The following is an 18,160-nucleotide window of genomic DNA, read 5'->3' on the forward strand; positions in this document are numbered from 1 at the left end:
GTCGGCGATGGTGCGCCGACCGGGTCGGTCAGTGGCTGTGGCCGTGACCGCCCTCGTCCTCGTCGGCCTCCGGCTTCTCCACGACGAGCGTGTCGGTGGTCAGCACCATGGAGGCGATCGACGCGGCGTTGACCAGCGCGGAGCGGGTCACCTTCACCGGGTCGATGACACCGGCGGCGACCAGGTCGCCGTACTCGCCGGTGGCGGCGTTCAGGCCCTGGCCCGGGGAGAGCTCCTGGACCTTGGAGACCGCGACGTAGCCCTGCAGGCCGGCGTTGTCGGCGATCCAGCGCAGCGGCTCGACCGCGGCCTTGCGCACGATCGCGGCACCGGTGGCCTCGTCGTCGGCGAGGTCGAGGTCGTCGATCGCGGAGACCGCGTGCACCAGCGAGGAGCCGCCGCCGGCGACGATGCCCTCGTCGATGGCCGCGCGGGTCGCCGAGATGGCGTCCTCGATGCGGTGCTTCTTCTCCTTGAGCTCGACCTCGGTGTGCGCGCCGACCTTGATGACGCAGACGCCGCCGGCGAGCTTGGCCAGCCGCTCCTGCAGCTTCTCCCGGTCCCAGTCGGAGTCGGTCCGCTCGATCTCCGCCTTCAGCTCGGCCACCCGGCCCTCGACGGCGGCGCTGTCGCCCTGGCCGTCGATGATCGTCGTGGTGTCCTTGGTGATGGCGATGCGCCGGGCCTGGCCGAGCACCTCGAGCCCGACCTGGTCGAGCTTGAGGCCGACCTCCTCGGCGACGACCTGGCCGCCGGTGAGGATGGCCATGTCCTGCAGCATCGCCTTGCGGCGGTCGCCGAAGCCGGGGGCCTTGACCGCGGCGACGTTGAAGGTGCCGCGGATCTTGTTGACCACGAGGGTGCTCAGGGCCTCGCCCTCGACGTCCTCGGAGATGATCAGCAGCGGCTTGCCGGCCTGGACGACCTTCTCCAGCAGCGGCAGCAGGTCCTGCACGGTGGAGACCTTGCCCTGCACGAGCAGCACGTAGGCGTCCTCGAGGACGGCCTCCATGCGCTCGGTGTCGGTGACGAAGTAGCCCGAGATGTAGCCCTTGTCGAACTGCATGCCCTCGGTGAAGTCGAGGACGGTCTCGGCGGTCGAGGACTCCTCGACGGTGATGACACCGTCCTTGCCGACCTTGTCGAAGGCCTCGGCGATGGTGCCGCCGATCTGCTCGTCCTGCGCGGAGAGGGAGGCGACCTGGGCGATCTCCTCCTTGCCCTCGACCTCGCGGGCGGTCTGCAGCAGCCGGTCGGAGACCGCGGCGACGGCCTGGTCGATGCCGCGCTTGAGGCCGGACGGGGCGGCGCCGGCGGCGACGTTGCGCAGGCCCTCCTTGACCATGGCCTGGGCGAGCACGGTGGCGGTGGTGGTGCCGTCACCGGCGACGTCGTTGGTCTTGGTGGCGACCTCCTTCGCCAGCTGGGCGCCGAGGTTCTCGTAGGGGTCCTCGAGCTCCACCTCGCGGGCGATGGTCACGCCGTCGTTGGTGATCGTCGGGGCGCCCCACTGCTTGTCGATGACGACGTTGCGGCCCTTGGGGCCGAGGGTCACCTTGACGGCGTTGGCGAGCTGGTCGACGCCGCGCTGGAGGGCGTCACGGGCGGAGTCGTTGAACTCCAGTTCCTTGGCCATGTCAGTCCTTTGGTTCGGTGATGGTCTGCGGGTGCGGGCACGCTCGGAGGGCGCACGCGCAGCGCCCCGGGGAGCCCGGGTGGGCCCGCCCGGGGCGCTGGTGGTCGTCGGCCGCGGCCTCCCGTCGGGGAGGGCGGCTCACGACAGGGTCGTCAGCCGACGATCGCGAGCACGTCGCGGGCGCTGAGGATGAGGTAGTCGGCGCCGCCGTGCTTGACCTCGGTGCCGCCGTACTTGCTGTAGATGACGCGGTCGCCGACGGAGATGTCCATCGGGACGCGCTCGTCACCGTCGTCGTTGAAGCGGCCGGGGCCGACGGCGACGACCTCGCCCTCCTGCGGCTTCTCCTTGGCGGTGTCCGGGATGACGAGACCGGAGGCCGTGGTCTGCTCGGCGTCGACCGCCTGCACGACGATGCGGTCCTCGAGCGGCTTGAGCGAAACCGACACGATGGCTCCTTCTGTTGGTTCACGAGTGCTGATGAGGTTGGCGGGTGCTCGTGCCGGACGCCGTCGCGGGGGTCGCCCAGCCGGTCGCACTCTGGCACTCACCAACGGCGAGTGCCAGGTCTCAATCTATGCACCTGGTTGGCACTCGGTCAACCTGAGTGCCAGCGGCGTGGGCGGCGGCTCGACCGGCCCGCCCGGGACCCGTACCCGGACCGTGACCGCAGCACGGCCCCGGCGCTGTCGCACGAGCCCCACGAAGGGTCTATCGTGACGGCCGTCACACCTGGTGGCGGGCCTGTCGACCGTGCACCGGACCACCGACGCGGACAGACGACGAGGTCACCATGCCGGACCAGCCGGAGCAGCCGCCCCCGACGGCCACCGAGGCCACCAGCCGCCGCACCGTGCTGCGGGCCGGCGCCGGGGTGCTGGGGCTGGCGGTCATCGGCGCGGCCGCCTACGACGCCGCCTCCTCAGGCGGCGGATCCGGCGCCCGCACCAACCTCACCCTGGTCGCCCCGGCCAGCGCCGGGGGCGGCTGGGACAGCGCCGCCCGGGAGGCGCAGCAGGCGCTGCGCGCCAACGCCATCGTCACCAACAGCACGGTGCTCAACATCCCGGGCGCCGGGGGGACCATCGGCCTCAGCGAGGTCGTCAACTCGCTGCGCGGCGACGCCACCAACCTCATGGTCATGGGGATGGTCATGCTCGGAGCCATCGAGGTCAACGGCTCCGGGGTGACCATGGAGGAGGTCACCCCGATCGCCCGGCTCACCGACGACTACGACGTCGTCGTCGTCCCCGCCGACTCGCCGCTGCAGTCGATGGACGACCTCGTCGCCGAGTGGACCCAGGACCCCAGCGGCTTCACCTGGGGCGGCGGCTCGCTCGGCTCGGTCGACCAGATGATCATCGCCCAGCTCGCCCTCGGCGAGGAGATCGACCCGCCCGACGTCAGCTACCTCGCCTACTCCGGCGGCGGCGAGCTGGCCACCTCGCTGCTCTCGGGGACGATCCGCGCCTCGGTCAGCGGCTACCAGGACTTCAAGGACCAGGTGGACGCCGGCCGGCTGCGCGCGCTGGCGGTGTGCGCCCCGGAGCCGGTGGACATCATCGACCTGCCCACGCTGCGCGACGAGGGCTACGACGTGAGCATCACCAACTGGCGCGGCGTCGTCGCCCCACCGGGCATCACCGACGAGGAGCGCGCCGAGCTCGAGGCCATCGTCACCGAGTGGGTGCAGACCCCGGAGTGGCAGGACGCGATCACCCGCAACCAGTGGACCAACACCTTCCTCGTCGGCGCCGAGTTCGAGACCTACCTGCAGGAGCAGACCGAGTACGTCGCCGGCATCTGGGAAGAGTTCGGCTACTGATGAGCCGCCGCGACGACCCCACCCCGAAGACCGCCACCCGGCAGAAGGAGCACCCATGACCGTCCTCGTCGCCTACGCGCACACCCCCGAGGGTGAGGCCGCGCTGCGGCACGGCCGCCGCCTGGCCAGCAAGGACGGCAGCGACCTGGCCGTCTTCGACCTCGACGAGTCCTCCAGCGCCGACGACCACGGCATCGACCCCACCGTCGCCGACGGCGAGGGCGAGAGCAGCCGCTGGTACGCCCGGGCCAGCGAGAGCCGCAGCGCTGCCGGCGACCTCCTCGACCTGGCCGCCGAGCTCGACGTCGAGCTGATCGTCGTCGGGGTCCGCCGCCGCTCCCCCATCGGCAAGCTCGTGCTCGGCTCGAACGCCCAGCAGATCATCATCGACGCCCATGTCCCGGTGCTCGCGGTGAAGTCGGAGGCGTCGTGAGCTCCACGGCCGACGCCGTGACCCGGGCGCCCTCGCCCCGGCACGGCGCCTGGACCGGACGCGGCGGACTCGTGCTCGCCGGACTGATGCTCGCCCTCGGGATCTACCTCACCCTCGGCATCGTGACGATGGAGGTGCCCGAAGGGGCGGAGAGCCCGGGTCCCACCTTCGTCCCCACCATCGTCGCCGTCGGCTGCTACCTGCTGGCCGCGCTCATCGCCTGGCAGACCTGGCGGCACCCGGAGGACCCGACGCACGAGGAGCCGCTGGACGCCTACGGCGGTGAGCACGCCACCTTCAGCGACTGGCGCGCGGTGGGCATCTGCGTGCTCGGCTTCCTCGCCTTCGCGCTGCTGCTGCAGCCGCTGGGCTGGATCCTCGCGGCGGCCCTGCTCTTCTGGTCGGTGGCGGTGGCGATGGGCTCGCGCAAGGGGCTGACCGACGTGGCCGTGGCGCTGGTGATGTCCAGCGTCGTCCAGCTGGCCTTCTCGGCCGGGCTCGGCCTCAACCTGCCGGCCGGCATCCTCGAGGGGGTCGTGTAGCCGATGGAGACCCTCGACCTGCTGCTCGGCGGCCTGGGTGACGCGATCACCCCGATGAACCTGCTGTGGGTGACCATCGGCTGCCTGCTCGGCACCTCCGTCGGGGTCCTGCCCGGGCTGGGCTCGGCGATGGCGGTCGCGCTGCTGCTGCCGGTGACCTTCTCGCTGGACCCGACAGCCGCCTTCATCATGTTCGCCGGGGTCTACTTCGGCGGGCTCTTCGGCGACTCGACGATGGCCATCCTCATGAACACCCCCGGCGGCGGGACAGCCATCGCCAGCACCTTCGAGGGGCACCGGATGGCCCAGCTGGGGCGTGCCCCGCAGGCCCTGGCGACCTCGGCGATCGGCGCCTTCACCGGCGGCATCATCGCCACCGTCATCGTCGTCTTCTTCGCCCCGCGGCTGGCCGAGCTGGCGCTGCTCTTCGGCCCGGCCGAGTACTTCGCGCTGTCCGTCTTCGCCTTCCTGGCGATCGCCTCGGTGGTCTCGGACTCGGTGATCAAGGGAATGGCCTCGCTCGTCATCGGCCTCGCCCTGGCGCTCGTCGGCATCGACGGGATCAGCGGCGCGCAGCGGATGACCTTCGGCAGCGCCGAGCTCTTCGACGGCATCTCGATCATCGTCATCACCGTCGGCACGCTGGCCCTTGGCGAGGTCTTCCACGTGGCCTCGCGGATCCACCGGCGGCTGCCGCCGGAGGCCCAGGCGATGCAGGGGCGCCCCTTCCTGTCCCGCGCGGAGTTCAAGGAGGCGATGCCGGCCTGGCTGCGCGGCACCGCCTTCGGCGTCCCCTTCGGTGTCATCCCGGTCGGCGGCGGCGAGGTGCCCACCTTCCTCGCCTACGGCACCGAGCGGCGGCTGGACCGCCGCCGCAAGAACCCGCAGTTCGGCAAGGGCGCCATCCGCGGGCTGGCCGCACCGGAGGCCGCGAGCAACGCGACCTCCGGCACGGCGATGGGCGCTCTGCTGGCCATGGGGCTGCCCACCTCGGCGACCGCGGCGATCATGCTGGCCGCCTTCCGGCAGTACGGGCTGCAGCCGGGTCCGCTGCTCTTCGAGCGCAGCGCCGATCTCGTCTGGGCGCTGCTGGCGAGCTTCTTCGTCGGGCTGGTCGTGCTGCTCATCATCAACCTGCCCTTCGCCCCGCTGTGGGCGAAGCTGCTGCTCATCCCCCGGCCGTACCTCTACGCCGGGATCGCCGTCTTCTGCGGGCTCGGCGTCTACGCCACCGCGTCCTCGGTCGCCGACCTGCTGCTCGTGCTGGCCATCGCGCTGGTCGGGCTGCTGCTGCGCCGCTTCGGCTACCCGCTGGCGCCGCTGATGATCGGTGTCGTGCTCGGGCCGATCGCCGAGACCAGCCTGCGCAACGCGCTCATCGCCAGCGACGGCGACTACGGCACGCTCGTCGGCAGCAGCATCACGATCACCCTCTACGTCGCGCTGCTGCTCGTCGTGCTGGTCACCGCGGGGGCGAAGGTGCGCGGGCGGCTCTCCCGGGACACCTGAGGTCCCGGGCCCGCTCAGACGGGCGTGCCGGGGAGCAGGACGACGAAGCGCTCGGCCGTGCAGGTGAGCTCCGTGCCCTCCTCGAGGGAGCGCTCCACCTCGGCGCGGTCGACCTCGACCTCGGAGACCTCGACGCGCGAGCCGTCCTGCAGGGTGCGTCCGTCGATGCGGACGCCGGTGCCGCCGACGAGCGCGGTCCCCTCGGGCCAGACGACGCCGAGCGGGTCGGCGTCACCGTAGGCGTCGGCCACCCGCAGGCAGGGGTCGTCCTGCACCGCCGCGACCTCCATCGCCCGGACGGTCACGGCCCGGTACTCCTCGGGGTCGGCCCAGGTCCACCGGTTCGTCGCCAGCGCCGCCCCGTCGCCCTGGGCCACGGTCGTGACGAAGGTGTAGGGCTCGGTCTCGGCCGCGTCGGCGTCGCCGCCGGTGCAGGCGCCCAGCAGGGATACCGCGGCAAGGGGCAGCACAGCAGCCAGCGCCCTCGGCGCGCGTGCCGGGCCGGACTCTCTCATTCGCCCCCTGTAGCTCCCCACCTCGTCATCACCCATCTCGCTCACCCTTCGTCGTCCTCCCACCGTTCACGGTAGACCGGCGTCCTGCCGGGTGGAGGTATCTCGACGCGCCCCAGCGCGACCCATCACCTCCACCCAGGCGGATCACCTCCACCCGACGCACGGCAACCCCTTCGGTGGAGGTATCTCGGCGGGTGGAGGTATCCCGACGCGCCCTGGCGCGACCCATCACCTCCACCCGGCAGCTCGTCCCCTTCGGTGGAGGTATCCCGACGCGCTCAGGCGCGACCCATCACCTCCACCCAGGCGGATCACCTCCACCCACCGCACGCCCACCCCCTTCGGTGGAGGCATCTCGACGAGCACAGGTCTCCCGACCGCGCACCCGACACGGGACCCGGTCGGGCATGGACAATGGCTGCTCGTGGACCCGAGCACCGTGCGCTGGCTGGCCTCCCCCGAGGGGCAGGCCATGCTGCGGGCGCTGCCGGAGTACCGCGAGACCGACGCCGTCGCCGTGGCCAGCGACCTGCGCGCCCGCGGGCTGACCCCCGAACGGGCCTCGGCGCTGCTGACCCAGCAGCGGCTGCGCGCCCGGGCAACCGACAAGTTCGGTGAGTTCGCCGCCGGGATGCTCTTCACCGCCGACGGGCTGGAGCAGGCCAGCCGGGTCGAGGTCGCCGCCGGGCACGCGGGCCGCTTCGCCGCCGCGAGCCTGGCCACCGTGCACGACCTCGGCTGCGGCATCGGGGCCGACGCGATCGCGATGAGCGCCCTCGGGGTCACCGTGCACGCGGTCGACGCCGACGCCGTCACCGCCGCCGTGGCCGACGTCAACCTGCGCCCCTGGCCGGACAGCCGGGCCCGGCACGGCACCGCTGAAGGGGTGAGCCTGCCGGCCGACCCGCTGCGGGCCCGTGCCGGCGCCTGGCTCGACCCGGCCCGGCGCACCCCGGGCGTCGCCGACGCCCACGGCCGCACCCGCCGTGTCTTCCGGCTCGAGGACCTCCGCCCGACCTGGGAGCACGTGCTCTCCGTCGCCCGCGATGTCCCGGCCACCGGGGTCAAGCTCGCCCCGTCGCTGCCGCACGACGTGCCCCCGCTGGGCACCGAGGCGCAGTGGACCTCCTTCGGCGGCACCGCCCTGGAGTGCGCGGTGTGGTGGGGGCCGCTGGCCACCCACCACGGGCGCAGCGCCCGGGTGCTGCGCCGCGGCGCTCCCCCGGTCGAGGTGGACCAGCGCGCCGCCGACGACGACCCGCCGACCGTCGCTGCCCTGGCCGCGCTGGGGCCGTGGCTCTACGAGGCGGACCGGGCGGTCGTCCAGGCCGGCCTCGTCGGCGCGGTCACCGCCGCCACCTCCGGCGCCGAGCTCGAGCCGGGCCTGGGCTACGTCACCAGCGGCGAGCGGGTCGAGCTCGGCTACGCCCGCCGCTACCGGGTGCTGGAGGCCATGCCCTTCTCCGTGAAGCGGCTGCGCGGCTGGCTGCGCGAGCACCAGCTCACCGGCCTGACCATCAAGAAGCGCGGCATCCGCCTCGACGAGCACCAGCTGCGCCGCCAGCTGAAGATCGGCCGGGCCGACGGCGACCAGGCCACCGTGCTGCTCACCCGGGTCGCCGGCGAGCAGACCGTGCTCGTGCTCACCGCCGACCCCGACGAACCCCCGACCTCCTGACCGCGCCTGTTGTCGAGGAGCCCGTGGGGCGAAGGGGGCTCGCGTAGCCTTCGCCCCGTGCCCTCACCTCGCCTCGCCCTGATCGCCTGCACCAGCGCCCTGGTGGTCACCGCCTGCGCCGGCAGCGACGGCTCCGGCCGCGCCTCCGGCGGCGGCTCCTCGACGAGCGGCAGCGACGGCGCCTCCTCCGTCTCCAGGTCGCCGTCGAGCACCGCCAGCCCGTCGAGCACGGCCAGCCCGAGCGTGAGCAGCTGCGTGCAGCAGACCGCCGACGCGCTCTCCCCCACCGAGCAGGCCGGCCAGCTGATCATGGCCGCGCTGGAGCCAGGTGCCGGCAGCACCGGCCTCGACCCCTACATCCGCGACCAGGGCCTGGGCTCGATGCTCTACCTCGGCGGCTGGCAGGACGCGGGCACCGTCGCCGCGGCGAGCACCCACCTGCAGCAGGTCGCGCCCGAGGCCGACGGCACCACCATCGGCATGCTCGTCGCCGCCGACCAGGAGGGCGGCGAGGTGCAGCAGCTGACCGGCTCCGGCTTCTCCACCATCCCCAGCGGGCTGGAGCAGGCGCAGATGTCCCCCGACGAGCTGCGTACCGCCGCCGAGGGCTGGGGCGACGAGCTGCGTGCCGCCGGCGTCAACGTCAACCTCTCCCCCGTCGCCGACACCGTCCCCGAGGAGATCGGCACCGGCAACGCCCCGATCGGCCGCTTCGGCCGGCAGTACGGCTCCACCCCGGAGGCGGCGGCCCAGGGCGCCAGCGACTTCGCCTACGGGATGCTGCGCGCCCAGGTCCAGCCGACGGTCAAGCACTTCCCCGGGCTGGGCCGGGTCACCGGCAACACCGACATGACCGCCGAGGGGATCACCGACGACGTCGCCGACACCGACGACCCCTACCTCGAGCCCTTCGCCGAGACCATCGACACCGGCACCCGCATCGTCATGGTCAGCTCGGCCCGCTACCCGCAGCTCGACCCCGAGGAGCCGGCGCTCTTCTCCGAGCCGATCGTCACCGACCTGCTGCGCGAGCAGATGGGCTTCGAAGGGGTGGTCATCACCGACGACGTGGGCGCCGCCGAGGCGGTGGCCGCCTACCCGGTGGCCGAGCGGGCCACCGGCTTCATCGACGCCGGCGGCGACATCGTACTCACCGCCAGCCCGGCGCAGGTGCCGACGATGGTCGAGGCGATCACCGCCGAGGCCGAGGCGGACGAGGACTTCGCGGCGAAGGTCGACGACGCCCTCCTGCGCGTGCTCACCCTCAAGGAAGGCATGGGCCTGCTGCGCTGCGGCTGAGGCCCGACGACGAGCAGCCCCCGCGACCGGCCGGTCGCGGGGGCTGCTGCGGTCAGCGGTGAGGCGGGCCTCCCAGCACGCGCACGTGCCGGGAGACGCCGGGCCTCACTCGGACTCGGTGAGCTGGGTCTCGAAGGCCTCGGGGTTCTCCTCGAGCCACGCGTCGATGGCCTCGGCCTCCTTGCCCTCGCCGTACTCGTTGACGACCATGTCCTCGAGCGAGCCGTACTGCTCGTCGTCGAGCTGGATGCCCTCGATGAGCTCGGCCGCCTCCGGGAACTCCTCGGCGAAGCCGGCGGTGCCGAGGAAGTGCAGGCCCTCGGACTCGCCCAGCGCCCCCTTCGGGTCCTCGAGGTCACGCATCCCGAACTCGCTGTTCGCCCAGAAGGGACGCCACAGGGTGACGACGATCTCCTCCTCGGCGTCGGTGGCCTTCTCCAGCTCGGCGAGCATGCCGGCGGTGGAGGAGGTCACGAGCTCGAAGTCGCTGTCCAGGCCGTACTCCGGGATGACGCTGTCCTGGGTGGCCTCGGTGAGACCGGCGCCGGGCTCGATGCCGATGATCTTGCCGTCGAGCTCGGAGGCCATGTCCGGCAGATCCTCGATCGACTGGATCTCGCTGTACTCCGGGACCGCGAAGGTGAGCTTCGCGTTGTCGTAGTACGTGCCGATGTCCTCGATGTCGTCGCCGTACTCGTCCATGTAGGACGCGTGGGTGACCTCCGGCCAGGCCGAGGGGTACATGTCCACGTCGCCCTGGGAGAGGGCGGTGTAGAGCGGGGCCGCCTCGGTGAGCTCCTCCATCTCGACGGTGTAGCCCTGCTTCTCCAGCTGGTCCTCGAGGAGGTAGGCGGTGCTCAGCCCGTCGGTCCAGGACGGGATGAAGCCCATCGTGATGGTGCCCTTGTCACCGCCCTCGCCGGAGCCCCCGGAGTCGCCGGAGTCGTCGCTGCCGCAGGCGGCCAGGACCAGGCCGAGCGCGCTGACGCCGGCCACGGTCGCCGCTCGTCGGGTGTGTCGAGCAGTCATGATGCTCTCCTTCCTGCCCGGCGCCCTTCGACGCCGGATGGTGGTCGTCAGGCGCGGCCCAGCCGGCCGCGCACGAGTCGGTAGAGGGAGTGGGGGTGCTTCTCGGGCTCGCCGAGGGCCGAGGTCACCCGGTCGAGGAAGATCGCCAGGATGACGACGCCGAGCCCGGCCTCGACGCCCTGCGGCACGTTCAGGCTGGCGATCGAGGCGGCGACCTCCTTGCCCAGGCCGTCGGCGCCGGCCAGGCCGGCGATGACCGCCATCGACAGGGCCAGCATGATCACCTGGTTGATCCCGGCCATGATCGTCGGCACGGCCAGCGGGAGCTGGATGCCGCGCAGGATCTGGCGCGGGGTGGCGCCGAAGGCCTGCCCGGCCTCGACCGTCTCGCCGTCGACCTGCCGGATGCCCAGCTCGGTGAAGCGCACCCCGGGCGGGAAGGCGAAGATCACCGTGGCGAAGAGGCCCGGGACGACCCCGATGCTGAAGAAGATGATCGCCGGGATGAGGTAGACGAAGGCGGGCATCGTCTGCATGAAGTCCAGCAGCGGCCGGACCAGGGTGCTGACCAGGTCGCTGCGGGCGGCGGCGATGCCGATCGGCACGGCGAGCACGACGGCGATGAGCGCCGCGGCCAGGACCAGCGCCAGGGTCAGCATGGCGTTCTCCCACTGCTCCATCGAGACGACCAGCGCGAAGGTGAGCGCGGTCCCGACGGCCAGCTGCCAGGAGCGCACCAGCCAGGCGATGAGCGAGAGGATGATGATCGCGACGAGCGGCGGCGGGGCGAGCAGGATGTCGGTGAGCAGCTGGATGATCCAGCTCATGCCCTCGCTGAGGGCGTCGAAGAGCCATCCGGCGTTGTCGGTGAGCCAGTCGATGCCACGGTCGGCCCACTCGCCGATCTCGATCCGGGGGAAGTCCTCGGTGTCCATCACTCACCACCTCCCGCGTCCGCGCCGCCGGGTGGTGGTCCGCCCACCGCCGGCGCCGAGGGGCCGGGCGTCGCCGCGTGGCTCCCGGACTGGGCGCCCGGGGCCTCCTCGGCGACCTGACCCGTCACCCGCTCGCCGTCCGGGGTGCCGCCGGCGGCCAGCAGGGTGGCCAGCGGCACGGAGCCGACGAGCCGCCCGTCGTCGAGGACCGAGATCGGCCCGCCGTGCCGGGCGGCGACGGTGTAGAGGTCGGCCAGCAGGTCGGTCGGGCCGGCGACCGCGCCGCCCGGGTCGGGGGTGCTGCCGGCGGCCTGCTCCGGGGCGCGCATGACGTCGGCGGCGGTGAGCACCCGGCTGCGGTCGACGTCCTGGACGAACTGGGAGACGTAGCTGTTCACCGGCTCGTTGAGGATCTCCTGCGAGGTGCCGATCTGCTCGATCTCGCCGCCGCGCATCATCGCGATCCGGTCGCCGAGGCGCATCGCCTCGTTGAGGTCGTGGGTGATGAAGAGGATGGTCTTGCCGAGCCGGTCCTGCAGCTCGACGAGCTGGTCCTGCATGCCGCGGCGGATCAGCGGGTCGAGCGCGCTGAAGGCCTCGTCCATGAGCAGCACGTCGGTGCCGGCGGCGAGGGCCCGGGCCAGCCCGACCCGCTGCCGCATCCCGCCGGAGAGCTCCGAGGGCATCGAGCCGCCCCAGCCGCCGAGGTCGACCATGCCGAGCGCCTCCTCGGCCTTCTTCTCCCGCTCCGAGCGGTTCACGCCCTGGATCTCCAGCGCGTAGGCGGCGTTCTCCCCGACGGTGCGGTGCGGCAGCAGCGCGAAGTGCTGGAAGACCATGCTGATCTTCTCCCGACGCACCCGGCGCAGCTCGTCCCCCTTCGCCCGGGTCACGTCGAGGTCGTCGATCGTCACCTCGCCGCTGGTCGGCTCCAGCAGCCCGTTGACCATCCGGATCAGCGTCGACTTGCCCGAGCCGGAGAGGCCCATGACGACGAAGATCTCGCCCGGTGACACGTCGAAGGTGGCGTTCACGACCGCAGCGGTCAGGCCCATCTCGTCCTTGATCTCGTCCCGGCTGCGGCCCTCCTTCAGGGCAGCGATGCCTCGCTCCGGGCGGCGACCGAAGACCTTGTAGAGGTGTCTGACGCTGATCGAGCTCATGGGTCTCCGTGGTCGACGACAGGTGGCGACCGTCGTCCGCACACGCTCCCCACCAGGCGTCGCCCGGCCGAGCGGCTCCGCTCGACAGGCGTCAGCCCGGACGCGGTGCGTCGGCAGGACGGCCTCTCGCCGTCCATATGAACAGGTCAGCCGCCCCCGCGCCGAGACCGGCGGCGGATCGTAACCCGAACGCAACGCCCTCGCATCTCGAGCGAAGCACCGATCGGCGGGTCCGTCGCGGTCAGTGCGGGTGGTCGTGGTCGACGTCGACCGGCAGCCCGGACTGGACGTCGGTGACCGGCATCGAGGAGTCCGCCGGCAGGTCGAGCGCGCTGGCCGGGCGACCCTTGAGCAGCATCTGCGCGCCCAGGCTGGCGACCATCGCACCGTTGTCGGTGCACAGCCCCGGCCGGGGCACCCGCAGCAGCAGCCCGGCGTCGTCGCAGCGGGCCTGGGCCATCGCCCGCAGCCGGGAGTTGGCCGCCACGCCGCCGCCGATCTGCAGCGCGTCGACGCCCTGCTCCCGGCAGGCCAGCACCGCCTTGCGGGTGAGCACGTCGACGACCGCCTCCTGGAAGGAGGCGGCCACGTCGGCCACCGGCACGTCCTCGCCGTCGACGCGGCGGGTCTCCACCCAGCGCGCCACCGCGGTCTTGAGCCCGGAGAAGGAGAAGTCGAAGCGGTGCCGCTCCATGTCCCGGCCGCTGGTCAGTCCGCGGGGGAAGTCGATGGTGATCTGGCCGTCGGCGGCGGCCCGGTCGATGTGCGGTCCCCCGGGGAAGGGCAGGCCGAGCACCCGGGCGACCTTGTCGAAGGCCTCCCCGGCGGCGTCGTCGATGGTCGCGCCGAGGCTGCGGATGTCGTGGGTGACGTCCGGGACGAGCAGCAGCGAGGAGTGGCCGCCGCTGACGAGCATCGCCATCGTCGGCTCCGGCAGCGGGCCGTGCTCGACGATGTCCACGGCGACGTGGCTGGCCAGGTGGTTCACCCCGTAGAGCGGGATGCCGAGCGAGAGGGCCAGCGCCTTGGCCGAGGCGACCCCGACCATGAGCGCCCCGGCGAGCCCCGGGCCGGAGGTCACCGAGATGGCGTCCAGGTCGCGCAGGCTCACCCCGGCGTCGGCGCAGGCACGCTCGATGGTCGGGACCATCGCCTCGAGGTGGGCGCGGCTGGCGACCTCGGGCACGACGCCGCCGAAGCGGGCGTGCTCGTCGACGCTGCTGGCGACCGCGTCGACGAGCAGGCGCTCGCCGTGGACGATGCCGACGCCGGTCTCGTCGCACGAGGTCTCGATGCCGAGGACGAGGGGCTGGTCGCTCATGCCGGACCTCCGGCGGGCTGGTCGGCCGCGGTCTGGTCCGCGCTCGGGCGGGTGAGCTCGTGGGCGAGCACGAGCGCGTCCACGCTCTGGTAGTAGCCGCGGCGGGTGGCGACGGTGGCGAAGCCGGAGCGCTCGTAGAGCCCCCGGGCCGCGGCGTTGTCGGCGCGGACCTCGAGCATGATCCGCTGCGCACCGGCCTGGCGGGCCCGGGCCACGAGCTCGTCGAGCAGGCGCTGCCCCAGCCCGTGGCCGCGGCCGCGGGGGTGCACCGCGATCGTCATGACGTCGCTGACCTCGCCGCCGTGGTCCAGCCCGGCGTAGCCGAGCACGCCGTCGGGGTCGGTGAGCACGAGGTAGTCGCGGCGCGGGCGGCCGGCCAGCTCGTGCCACCACGAGGCGAGGTCCCACGCGTCCTGCGGGAAGAGCTCCTGCTCGAGCGCGGCGACCTGCTCCAGGTCGGGCCACCCCAGCTCGCGCAGCACGATCTCGCGCGTCGCGGCGCTCACTGCTGCCCCTCGCTCTGGTCCTCGGTCACGGCGGCGCGGGTCGGCTGCACCTGCTGGCGGCGGGCCCCGGTGCCGCGTCCCGCGGGGCGGTTGGGGCCACCGGCGGCCAGCGCCGACTTCGCGGTGCCGGGGGTGGCGGCGTCCGGACGGCGCAGGTAGAGCGGTTCTGCGGGCATCGGGGCGCCGGAGCGGATCCGGTGCACGGCGAGCTCGGCGAGCGCCGCGGCCGAGACGTCGAGGGGCTCGCCGCCACGGGTGAGCAGCTCGGGGTAGAGCAGCGGGCCGCGGCCGACGGTCGGCAGGGCCCGCACCTCGTCGGAGAGGTCACCGGGTCGGGTGACCGCGGGCTCCTCCAGCGGCTCGGCGCGACCCTCGGTGCAGCGGTAGCGGGCGTGGTAGACCTCGCGGCGCCGGGCGTCGGTGGCCACGAGCAGCTCGCCGGTGGCACCCGCCGCGGCCGCCTCGTGGGCCAGCGCGTCGAGGGAGCACACCCCGTGCACCGGGATGCCCAGCGCGAGGCCCATCGTGCGTGCGGTGACCAGCCCGACCCGCAGCCCGGTGAAGGGGCCGGGTCCGGTGCCGACGGCGACGTCGGTCAGCTGGTCCGGGGTCAGCCCGGCGAGGTCCAGCGCCTCCTGCACCAGCGGGGCCAGCAGCTCGGTGTGCCGGCGGGCGTCCAGCGCGGTGCGCTCGGCGAGCACCCGCTGCCCGTCGTGCACGGCGACGGTGATCGCCGAGGTCGCGGTGTCCAGCGCCAGCAACCTCACGACGTCTCCCCCGTCGGCCCGCCCGTCGTCTCCCCCAGCCGGGCCAGGACCGTCTCCGCGCTCGTGCCCTGCCAGCGCTCCCCGACCGGGCGCACGACGAGGTCGCGGGAACCGTCCCCGTCGGCGACCAGGGCCAGCTCGAGCCGGTCCTCGCTGAGGGTCTCGGCCAGCCCCTCGCCCCACTCGACGACGGTCACGGCGGCGGCCAGGTCGGTGTCCAGGTCGAGGTCGTCGAGCTCGGCGGCGCCGCCGAGGCGGTAGGCGTCGACGTGCACCAGCTCGGGTCCGCCGACCAGCGAGGGGTGCCGCCGGGCGATGACGAAGGTGGGCGAGGTGACCGGTCCGCGCACCCCCAGCCCCTCGCCGAGACCCTGGGTGAAGGTGGTCTTGCCGGCGCCGAGGTCCCCGGTGAGCACGACGAGGTCACCGGCCCGCAGCAGGCCGGCGAGCGCCCGGCCGGCCGCGGCGGTCTGCTCGGCGGTGCGCAGGCGCAGGCTCATGCCGCTCCCCCGGCGGCCGCCCCCTTCGTCCGGCGGGTGCGGCGACGACGGCCGCGTCGGCCACCGGCGCTGCCGGTCGCGGCCGCGGCGACGTCCTCGGCGTCCTCGTCGCGGCGGCGGCGCACCAGCGCCAGGACGGCGTCGGTGACCAGGTCCGGGCGCTCCAGGGGCAGCAGGTGGCCGGCGCCGGCGACGACGATGTGCTCGGCGTCCGGCAGCGACTCGACGAGCGAGGCGCTGTGCTGCGGCGGGGTGAGCTCGTCCTTGCTGCCGACGACCACGACCACCGGGACGCCGACCAGCCCGGGGAGGTTGGCGTGGATGTCCACCTCGTCGAGCTGCGGCAGCAGCTCGCCGATGGTCTCCAGCGGGGTGGAGAAGATGACGTCGCTGACCCGCCGCAGCAGGGCCTGGTCGACGGTGCCGCCGAAGCCGTAGCGCTGCACCGCGCCCATCTCCAGGCTGCCGCCGACCCGGCGCATCCCGGTCCACACCTCGGCGCGGCGGGCGAGGTTGGTCAGCACGCCCGGGCCGAGGCGGACGACGGCCAGGTCGAGCACCTTGCCGAGGCCGAGCCGGACCAGGCCGGTGCCGCCGGCGCTGGTGGAGACGAGGGCGACCCCACGCACCCGGGAGCGCACGAGGTCGGGGTAGTGACCGGCCAGGCTCATGATCGTCATGCCGCCCATGGAGTGCCCGACGAGCACCAGCGGCCCCTCGGGGGCGGCGGCGTCGATGACCGTGCGCAGGTCGCGGCCGAGCTGGTCGATGGTGCTGCGGTCGCGCTCGCCGATCCCGGACTGCCCGTGCCCGCGCTGGTCGTAGGTGACCACGCGATAGCCCTCGGCGACCAGGGCGTGCCGCTGGAAGCACCAGCCGGAGGCGTCCAGGCAGAAGCCGTGCGCGAGCACCAGGGTCGGGGCGCCCTCGGCGGGCTCGGTGGGCTCGTCGATCTCGACGTGCAGCACGGTGCCGTCGCTGGCCGCCGCGGTGAGGGTGCGGGTGGGCCGGCACTCCAGCAGGGGGACGTCCTCGGGCAGGCGCGGGCGGCGGCTGTGCCTCACTCCGAGACCGGCGGCCCCGGCGGCGGCGGCCGCGACCCCGGCGGCCCCGGCGACCTGGGCGACCCGCTTGCCGACGCCGGCCATCAGCCGGCCTCGCCGAGGTAGCGGCGCGGCACCCGCGCCCCCAGCCGGGTGACGATCTCGTAGTTGATGGTGCCGGTGGCGGCCGCCCAGTCCTGCGCGGTGGGCTCGCCGTCGGCCTCGCGGCCGAGGATGACGACCTCGTCGCCGGCGGCGGCGTCGCTGCCGGGGCCGAGGTCGAGGACGACCTGGTCCATGCAGACCCGGCCGGCGACGTGCAGCCGCTGAGCGCCGAGGGCCATCGGGCCGACGTTGCCGCCGGCCCTGGGGATGCCGTCGGCGTAGCCCAGCGGCACCAGGCCGAGGCGGGTGGCCTGCGGGGTCGTGTACTCGTGACCGTAGGAGACCCCCTGCCCGGCGGGGGCGTCCTTGACGTTGACCAGCCGCGCGGTCAGGCGCATCGCCTCGGTGAGCCCGAAGTGCGGCGGCCCGCCGATGTCCGGGGTGGGGCTGAGCCCGTAGACGGCCAGCCCGGGGCGGACCATGTCGAGGTGGGCGTCCGGGTTGGTCAGGGTGGCCGCGGAGTTGGCCAGGTGGCGGATCCGTGGCCGCAGCCCGGCCCGCTCGGCGTCGCCGATCGCCTCGAGGAAGGCCTCGCGCTGGCGCTGCACGGTGGGGTGGGCGGGCGCGTCGGCCCAGGCGAAGTGGGACCACATCCCCTCGACGTCGATGACCCCTTCGGCCTCCAGCCGGGCCGCCTGCAGGAACATCTCGGCGAGGTCCTCGCCCCAGGCGCCGCCGCGGCCGAGGCCGCTGTCGACCTTGATGTGGACCGTCGCGGTGCGCCCGGCGCGGCGTGCGCCGTCGGCGATGAGGTCGAGCGACCACGGGGTGCCGGCGGAGAGGATGAGGTCGGCGGCGACAGCCGGCTCCAGGTCGGCGCCGGGCGGGTAGAGCCAGGTGAGCAGCGGCGCGGTGATCCCGGCCGCGCGCGCGGCCAGGGCCTCGCTGAGCTGGGCGACGGCCAGGTGGGTGGCGCCCCCGGCGAGCGCGGCGCGGGCCACCGGGAGCAGCCCGTGGCCGTAGGCGTCGGCCTTGAGCACGGCCATGACGGCGGCGTCGCCGCTGAGCTCGTCGAGGCGCTCGACGTTGGCGCGGATGGCGGCCAGGTCGATGTCCGCCCAGCCGGTGAGGCTCTCGGTCGGCACGGGAGCCGCGCTCCCTTCCCGAGGGGTCGGCGAGGTCGTGGGAGTGATCTCGGGCTGCGACATGACCGCTCGATCCTATGCCGGGTGCGAGTCTGGCTGTGAGAGGCAGCGCCGCACGGCGGTGGCGTGCCCGGCGCCCCGAGTCCCCGGCGCACAGCGGCCTTGGTCGGTCGACGACGCAGAGCCTGACCTCTTGACCGAGCGTTTCC

The 18,160-nt window shown here is 73.6% G+C and carries 18 protein-coding genes; 6 read left to right on the forward strand and 12 right to left on the reverse strand.

Annotation, left to right across the window (positions count from 1 at the left end; translation table 11 throughout):
* Nucleotides 1-28: 28 nt before the first annotated feature.
* A complete protein-coding gene (groL, locus tag BJY28_RS01235) occupies nt 29-1,636 on the reverse strand; it encodes a chaperonin GroEL (RefSeq protein ID WP_179461397.1) in 1,608 nt (535 codons plus the stop codon).
* Between the two features lie 152 nt (nt 1,637-1,788).
* Nucleotides 1,789-2,085, reverse strand: coding sequence for a co-chaperone GroES (groES, locus tag BJY28_RS01240; RefSeq protein ID WP_179461398.1), 297 nt, complete (start codon nt 2,083-2,085; stop codon nt 1,789-1,791).
* A 344-nt stretch (nt 2,086-2,429) separates the two neighbouring features.
* Between groES and BJY28_RS01245 the strand changes: the two genes are divergently transcribed.
* The 4 genes from BJY28_RS01245 to BJY28_RS01260 are packed head-to-tail and all read left to right on the forward strand — an operon-like array spanning nt 2,430 to nt 5,945.
* Nucleotides 2,430-3,461, forward strand: coding sequence for a Bug family tripartite tricarboxylate transporter substrate binding protein (locus BJY28_RS01245; protein ID WP_179461399.1), 1,032 nt, complete (start codon nt 2,430-2,432; stop codon nt 3,459-3,461).
* A 55-nt stretch (nt 3,462-3,516) separates the two neighbouring features.
* Nucleotides 3,517-3,894 (forward strand): universal stress protein, encoded by a 378-nt coding sequence (locus BJY28_RS01250; protein ID WP_179461400.1) that lies wholly within the window; start codon nt 3,517-3,519, stop codon nt 3,892-3,894.
* Nucleotides 3,891-4,436: a tripartite tricarboxylate transporter TctB family protein gene (locus tag BJY28_RS01255; RefSeq protein ID WP_343036901.1), complete on the forward strand. Its 546-nt coding sequence runs from the start codon at nt 3,891-3,893 to the stop codon at nt 4,434-4,436. The genes BJY28_RS01250 and BJY28_RS01255 overlap by 4 nt, the downstream gene beginning before the upstream one ends.
* A gap of 3 nt (nt 4,437-4,439) precedes the next feature.
* Nucleotides 4,440-5,945, forward strand: coding sequence for a tripartite tricarboxylate transporter permease (locus BJY28_RS01260; RefSeq protein ID WP_179461401.1), 1,506 nt, complete (start codon nt 4,440-4,442; stop codon nt 5,943-5,945).
* 14 nt (nt 5,946-5,959) lie between these two features.
* Here BJY28_RS01260 and BJY28_RS01265 read toward each other — a convergent pair whose 3' ends face one another.
* Nucleotides 5,960-6,460, reverse strand: coding sequence for a hypothetical protein (locus BJY28_RS01265; RefSeq protein WP_179461402.1), 501 nt, complete (start codon nt 6,458-6,460; stop codon nt 5,960-5,962).
* A 424-nt stretch (nt 6,461-6,884) separates the two neighbouring features.
* Here BJY28_RS01265 and BJY28_RS01270 point away from each other — a divergent pair, with 424 nt between their 5' ends.
* Both BJY28_RS01270 and BJY28_RS01275 read left to right on the forward strand, forming a co-directional pair.
* Nucleotides 6,885-8,138 (forward strand): THUMP-like domain-containing protein, encoded by a 1,254-nt coding sequence (locus BJY28_RS01270; RefSeq protein ID WP_179461403.1) that lies wholly within the window; start codon nt 6,885-6,887, stop codon nt 8,136-8,138.
* Nucleotides 8,139-8,195: 57 nt separating this feature from the next.
* Nucleotides 8,196-9,437 carry a glycoside hydrolase family 3 protein gene (locus tag BJY28_RS01275; RefSeq protein ID WP_179461404.1) on the forward strand — a complete coding sequence of 414 codons (1,242 nt, stop codon included), beginning with the start codon at nt 8,196-8,198 and terminating at the stop codon, nt 9,435-9,437.
* A gap of 105 nt (nt 9,438-9,542) precedes the next feature.
* On the opposite strand, the gene BJY28_RS01280 is transcribed toward BJY28_RS01275, so the two are convergent.
* The 9 genes from BJY28_RS01280 to alr form a co-directional block, all read right to left on the reverse strand.
* The gene (locus tag BJY28_RS01280; RefSeq protein WP_179461405.1) at nt 9,543-10,466 is read right to left on the reverse strand and encodes a glycine betaine ABC transporter substrate-binding protein; all 924 of its coding nucleotides are present in this window, start codon (nt 10,464-10,466) and stop codon (nt 9,543-9,545) included.
* A 47-nt stretch (nt 10,467-10,513) separates the two neighbouring features.
* Entirely contained in the window at nt 10,514-11,401 is an 888-nt protein-coding gene (locus tag BJY28_RS01285) for an ABC transporter permease (RefSeq protein WP_179461406.1), read from the reverse strand.
* The gene (locus tag BJY28_RS01290) at nt 11,401-12,564 is read right to left on the reverse strand and encodes a quaternary amine ABC transporter ATP-binding protein (RefSeq protein ID WP_179461407.1); all 1,164 of its coding nucleotides are present in this window, start codon (nt 12,562-12,564) and stop codon (nt 11,401-11,403) included. Before BJY28_RS01290 ends, BJY28_RS01285 begins: the two co-directional genes overlap by 1 nt.
* A 241-nt stretch (nt 12,565-12,805) precedes the next feature.
* Nucleotides 12,806-13,885 carry a tRNA (adenosine(37)-N6)-threonylcarbamoyltransferase complex transferase subunit TsaD gene (tsaD, locus tag BJY28_RS01295; RefSeq protein ID WP_179461408.1) on the reverse strand — a complete coding sequence of 360 codons (1,080 nt, stop codon included), beginning with the start codon at nt 13,883-13,885 and terminating at the stop codon, nt 12,806-12,808.
* A complete protein-coding gene (gene rimI, locus BJY28_RS01300; protein ID WP_343036902.1) occupies nt 13,882-14,391 on the reverse strand; it encodes a ribosomal protein S18-alanine N-acetyltransferase in 510 nt (169 codons plus the stop codon). Before rimI ends, tsaD begins: the two co-directional genes overlap by 4 nt.
* Nucleotides 14,388-15,158 carry a tRNA (adenosine(37)-N6)-threonylcarbamoyltransferase complex dimerization subunit type 1 TsaB gene (gene tsaB, locus BJY28_RS01305; RefSeq protein WP_179461409.1) on the reverse strand — a complete coding sequence of 257 codons (771 nt, stop codon included), beginning with the start codon at nt 15,156-15,158 and terminating at the stop codon, nt 14,388-14,390. The genes rimI and tsaB overlap by 4 nt, the downstream gene beginning before the upstream one ends.
* A complete protein-coding gene (tsaE, locus tag BJY28_RS01310) occupies nt 15,155-15,658 on the reverse strand; it encodes a tRNA (adenosine(37)-N6)-threonylcarbamoyltransferase complex ATPase subunit type 1 TsaE (RefSeq protein ID WP_179461410.1) in 504 nt (167 codons plus the stop codon). Before tsaE ends, tsaB begins: the two co-directional genes overlap by 4 nt.
* Nucleotides 15,655-16,806, reverse strand: a complete 1,152-nt coding sequence (locus BJY28_RS01315; RefSeq protein ID WP_179461411.1) for an alpha/beta fold hydrolase — start codon at nt 16,804-16,806, stop codon at nt 15,655-15,657. Before BJY28_RS01315 ends, tsaE begins: the two co-directional genes overlap by 4 nt.
* Complete coding sequence (gene alr / locus BJY28_RS01320) at nt 16,806-18,014, reverse strand: alanine racemase (RefSeq protein ID WP_179461412.1); 1,209 nt, start codon at nt 18,012-18,014, stop codon at nt 16,806-16,808. Before alr ends, BJY28_RS01315 begins: the two co-directional genes overlap by 1 nt.
* Between the last annotated feature and the right edge of the window lie 146 nt (nt 18,015-18,160).

The sequence above is a fragment of the Janibacter alkaliphilus genome, assembly GCF_013408565.1.
In the GTDB taxonomy this organism is placed as follows: domain Bacteria; phylum Actinomycetota; class Actinomycetes; order Actinomycetales; family Dermatophilaceae; genus Janibacter; species Janibacter alkaliphilus.

Coding starts and splice junctions, on each gene's coding strand:
- groL (WP_179461397.1), bottom strand. CDS start 1,636: ATGGCCAAGGAACTGGAGTTCAACGACTCCGCCCGTGACGCCCTCCAG.
- BJY28_RS01245 (WP_179461399.1), top strand. CDS start 2,430: ATGCCGGACCAGCCGGAGCAGCCGCCCCCGACGGCCACCGAGGCCACC.
- BJY28_RS01250 (WP_179461400.1), top strand. CDS start 3,517: ATGACCGTCCTCGTCGCCTACGCGCACACCCCCGAGGGTGAGGCCGCG.
- BJY28_RS01260 (WP_179461401.1), top strand. CDS start 4,440: ATGGAGACCCTCGACCTGCTGCTCGGCGGCCTGGGTGACGCGATCACC.
- BJY28_RS01265 (WP_179461402.1), bottom strand. CDS start 6,460: ATGAGAGAGTCCGGCCCGGCACGCGCGCCGAGGGCGCTGGCTGCTGTG.
- BJY28_RS01280 (WP_179461405.1), bottom strand. CDS start 10,466: ATGACTGCTCGACACACCCGACGAGCGGCGACCGTGGCCGGCGTCAGC.
- BJY28_RS01285 (WP_179461406.1), bottom strand. CDS start 11,401: ATGGACACCGAGGACTTCCCCCGGATCGAGATCGGCGAGTGGGCCGAC.
- BJY28_RS01290 (WP_179461407.1), bottom strand. CDS start 12,564: ATGAGCTCGATCAGCGTCAGACACCTCTACAAGGTCTTCGGTCGCCGC.
- tsaD (WP_179461408.1), bottom strand. CDS start 13,885: ATGAGCGACCAGCCCCTCGTCCTCGGCATCGAGACCTCGTGCGACGAG.
- tsaE (WP_179461410.1), bottom strand. CDS start 15,658: ATGAGCCTGCGCCTGCGCACCGCCGAGCAGACCGCCGCGGCCGGCCGG.
- BJY28_RS01315 (WP_179461411.1), bottom strand. CDS start 16,806: ATGGCCGGCGTCGGCAAGCGGGTCGCCCAGGTCGCCGGGGCCGCCGGG.
- alr (WP_179461412.1), bottom strand. CDS start 18,014: ATGTCGCAGCCCGAGATCACTCCCACGACCTCGCCGACCCCTCGGGAA.